Genomic DNA, 4,129 nt, shown 5'->3' with positions numbered 1-4,129 from the left:
GTCAGGCGGTTTCCTACGAGTACATCCTCGAGACCAACCCCGACTGGATCTTCGTCGTTGACCGCGACGCGGCGATCGGCCAGCAGGCGCAGCCAGCGGCCGCCCTGCTCGACAACGAACTGGTCCGCCAGACCAAGGCCTGGAAGGACGGCCATGTGGTCTATCTCGACTCCGCCAAGCTGTATCTGACGGCGTCGGGCCTGAAGTCGCAGCAGGACATCGTCGACCAGCTCACCCAGGCGCTTGAGAAGTAAGCACGGTTGCGGGCGATAGCTCGCTGGTACGCGTGGATCGGATCGGCCGGGAACATATCGTTCGCGGCCGTTTCATTTTTTAAGAGACAGGACAGGAACAGATCATGCCGAAAGCGTCCAGCGGCTTCACCACGGAGCGGGCGTCCCGATACCTCCAGCAGATGTCGAAACATTTCGCGCACAAGATAGCGGTCGAGTACACGGAGACGGACGCCGTGGCGGCCATGCCGGGCGGGGCGACGGCGCGTATGATCGCGAATGGCGACCAGCTGTGCTTCGTCGTTGAGGCTCCGGATGCCGAGGCGTTGCGGCGAGGCAAGGACATCGTCGAAAGTCACATTGTCCGGTTCGCATTTCGGGAAGAACTGAAGGCACTCGTTTGGAGCGAGAGCGAAGACTGAAGAGGGTGTGGGGAACGGCCCTTTCGAGGGCGCTGAGACGGTGGTTTTGATTAAAAAGGAGCCAACACCAAATACCCTTAGATCTTACGGTATTTTACTGGGGTTGGCTCCGTTCTTAAGAATATTCAATATTTTAACCTGATTTGTATTGCTTTCTTTAAAATACATTTCGAATTTTATGCTTTTTTAAAATTTCTTGACGGATCGAAGTCCGCAATCGATCAATGTATTCTTTGCGTTTACTCAGGTTTACACGTACGCCACGCGCCGGGTTAAAAGGGAATGGCGGAGCAAAGATCCTCCGGTGCCCGGCTTATTTCGTTCATACTCAGGAACGAAACGCCAATGTGACTCCGAATGTGGACATGCGGAAGATACCAATTCTGGTTAGTGGTTTGTAATTATTGACCGTTTATGGCGTAATCCGCGGCCCCAAGCCGTTGTTCCTGCGTGAAAATCCGCGCATGCCGGCGCAGCCGCAAGCGCCAGGAGGGCGGTTGTGTTCCCTCTTTTTTCGTGAGACCGGTCGGTCGGCATCACCCGAGACGAAGTTCGGTAGCCCGAAGGAAGTATTTTTAGGTATATCAGTCTCGAGAAGTGGGTAGCCTGCGGCGGGAATACCTGAGCCGCTAATCCATTTTTTCACAACGGCAGGGCTGTCTGTCGCGGAAATGGATGGGGAGCCATGTCCTACGGAATAGCGATTGCTGCCGCCTTGATGCTGCTTTTCGCGTTCCGATAAGTGGTCCGATTGCAGTGTAACCCAAAGATGGTTCGATTTATAACGATTTAAGAAGGCCTATGAAGTGCCTCTAATCCTTTTGGGTTGTTTCGTATTGAAGATCTTTACGTTACATTAGCTATCGCGAATTTTCCTGGGGCGGGAAGACGTCGTGATGCATAGTGGTTCCGAATAAATTTTCTGAAAGTATGGTGCGCCGCGGAAAACCGCAGCACCCATAAAAACAAATGGAAAAATCCTAGGAGGGCGTAATGTATCCTGGAAGCTCCAGCGTTGGTGATTTTGAAGAAAACAACAAGGCTTTGTCGCAAAAGAAAAAGATCGTCATGCTCGCCAAGATCGATCTGTTTGCCGAGTGCCTGATGCAGGCCGTCGGTTCACGGTTTCAAGGGCACGACATCGTCTGCTTTTCCGATCCGGACAATCTGTTGGACGGCAGTCTCGTCGATGTGACGTTGATCATGCTCTATCGGATGCCGGCCAAGTCTTTTCCAGCAATCCTGCGAACCATTCACGAGTTTCACCCCAAGACCTCGATCGGTCTGGTGGTGGAGAACGCCGACGAACTCGATCCGTCGATTGCCGGCTTCGTCGAAGAGCGCTTGATCCACGGGGTTCTGCCGTTGAACCTGAACCTGGACGTCTGCCTCGCAGCCATCGATTTGCTGATGAAGGGAGGCGAGCACTTCCCGGCCGCCTTGCTGCGGCGGCTTTCGCCAGAGCCCTTCGGCGCAAACAGCCTCTATGGCCGTCGGGGTGAGCTGTCCGGGCCGGGCGCGGCCGGAGGCTCGGGCCGGCGCAAGCGCGATGCCGGGCCTGATGGATTGACGACCCGTGAGGTTCAGATTCTCGACCTGATCTGCAAGGGAACGCAAAACAAGATCATCGCCGATCGTCTTGGCTTGTCAGAAAACACCGTCAAGGTTCACGTGCGCAACATCTACAAGAAGATGAACGTCCGCAACCGCACGGAGGCGGCATCGCGTTACTTCACCAACGATGCAGCGGCCGAACGGGGTAGCGACACGCTTTCGTCGCGCTGGAAGAACTAAGTTCGGCGGCATCTGCCAAGTGAGCCCTTTTTCCTTTTCTGTGCCTCGACGCGGTCGAGAGCGCAGCCGTTGGCATTGGCCTGCGGATGGAGACGCCGGGTATCCCGTGACCTGGTTTGTGGCGACGTGTGGCCGCCATGGCGAAAATCTTCGACCGGCATCGCGTGACGGTCTAACCCTCCCTTGACAACGGTAGATCTCATCATGAGTTTATAATCATTTGTAATTATATTATGGTTAACAAAGAGCTAAATGATTATTGGCTTTAGAATAAATGTAGCTATCCGTAATTATGATTTCTAATTATTCATTCCTATTTCAGATGATATTGTATCATTCCTTGTTGTTTTAGTTGACGCGTCATTGGTTATTTGATAATTAGCTAATATTGAAAGTGAATATAAGTAGATATGTGGATGAATTGTCGATTTCTTTTTATGTCGGGTTGTGCGTGAATTTGTAATAAAGAACAAAGTCCTTATTATATTTTCTATAGGCAGCCCGTCTCCAATCACCATGAGGAATGGTGTGTACAATAATTGGAGGTGCGCATGCGAAAGGTCTCTCCGGGGCCGTTGTCTGTCGTCGGGCAACGGGAGTTTCTAAAGAAGATTGCAGGAATACCAAGAAGAATACTAGTAACAGGCGGAGGCGGTTTTCTCGGTTCTCATATTTGCGAAAGACTTCTTTCTCTAGGTCATACTGTTATTTGTCTCGACAATTTTTCAACGGGACGGCATGAAAATCTCTCTCACTTGGTGCAGAATCCGCATTTCCACATCGTCGACCACGACGTTCGCAAGCCCTACCTGATCGACGCTGACGTCATCTTCAATTTTGCTTCCCCCGCATCGCCGCCCGACTATCAGGCCGATCCGGTCGGCACTCTCATGACGAACGTCCTTGGCGCGCTGCATGCTCTCGAAAATGCGCGCGCCACTGGCGCCACCGTCATCCAGTCCTCGACCTCGGAAGTCTACGGCGATCCGCTCCTCAGCCCGCAGCGCGAGGTCTATTTCGGCAACGTCAATCCGATCGGTCCGCGTGCCTGCTACGATGAGGGAAAACGGTCGGCCGAAACCCTGTTCTTCGATTATCACCGTTCCCATCGGGTCAGGATCAAGGTTGCGCGCATCTTCAATACCTACGGTCCGCGCATGCGCCCGGACGATGGTCGGGTGATCTCCAACTTCGTCGTCCAGGCCCTTCTCGGCCGGGATCTGACGATCTATGGCGACGGGCAGCAGACCCGGTCCTTCTGCTATGTCAACGACCTGATCGACGGTTTTCTCCGGCTTTCGGTCTCGGCCGATGACTGCATCGGACCGATCAACCTCGGCAATCCCGGGGAGTTCACCGTTCTCGAGCTGGCGGAAATGGTGCGGTCTATGACCGGTTCGCGCTCGCGCATCGTTCATCAGGCGGCGGCGGTCGACGACCCTCGCCAGCGCCGTCCCGATATCTCGCACGCGCTGACCGAGCTCGCCTGGGAGCCGAAGGTGATGTTGCGTGACGGGCTCGAACGCACCATCGCTTATTTCGAGGAGCGCCTCAGCGCGGCCGAACGCGCAACGGCGGGAGAGGCCGTATGAGATGCCCCGCGTCGTACTCGTCACCGGCGGTGCCGGCTTTATAGGAAGCCACACCTGCAAGCGCCTTGCCCAGCAGGGCTTCGTTCCC

5 protein-coding genes are annotated in these 4,129 nt (G+C 54.4%); all 5 read left to right on the top strand.

Annotated elements, in window-relative coordinates; genetic code table 11:
* The coding region (locus tag I8N66_RS36420) for an ABC transporter substrate-binding protein (RefSeq protein ID WP_291165231.1) at positions 1 to 254 on the top strand (254 nt) is incomplete at its 5' end.
* A 104-nt stretch (positions 255 to 358) separates the two neighbouring features.
* The gene (locus tag I8N66_RS36415; protein WP_291165229.1) at positions 359 to 655 is read left to right on the top strand and encodes a DUF2218 domain-containing protein; all 297 of its coding nucleotides are present in this window, start codon (positions 359 to 361) and stop codon (positions 653 to 655) included.
* A 993-nt stretch (positions 656 to 1,648) separates the two neighbouring features.
* Positions 1,649 to 2,449 carry a response regulator transcription factor gene (locus I8N66_RS36410; RefSeq protein ID WP_291165228.1) on the top strand — a complete coding sequence of 267 codons (801 nt, stop codon included), beginning with the start codon at positions 1,649 to 1,651 and terminating at the stop codon, positions 2,447 to 2,449.
* A 551-nt stretch (positions 2,450 to 3,000) separates the two neighbouring features.
* Positions 3,001 to 4,041 (top strand): SDR family oxidoreductase, encoded by a 1,041-nt coding sequence (locus I8N66_RS36405; protein WP_291165225.1) that lies wholly within the window; start codon positions 3,001 to 3,003, stop codon positions 4,039 to 4,041.
* A 1-nt stretch (position 4,042) separates the two neighbouring features.
* On the top strand, positions 4,043 to 4,129 hold an 87-nt coding region (locus I8N66_RS36400), incomplete at its 3' end, for an NAD-dependent epimerase/dehydratase family protein (RefSeq protein ID WP_291165233.1).

It is taken from the genome of Ensifer sp. SSB1 (assembly GCF_016652895.1).
Taxonomy (GTDB): domain Bacteria; phylum Pseudomonadota; class Alphaproteobacteria; order Rhizobiales; family Rhizobiaceae; genus Ensifer.
The sequence above is the reverse complement of the archived record's forward strand: the minus strand, read 5'-3'. Positions and strand labels throughout refer to the sequence as shown.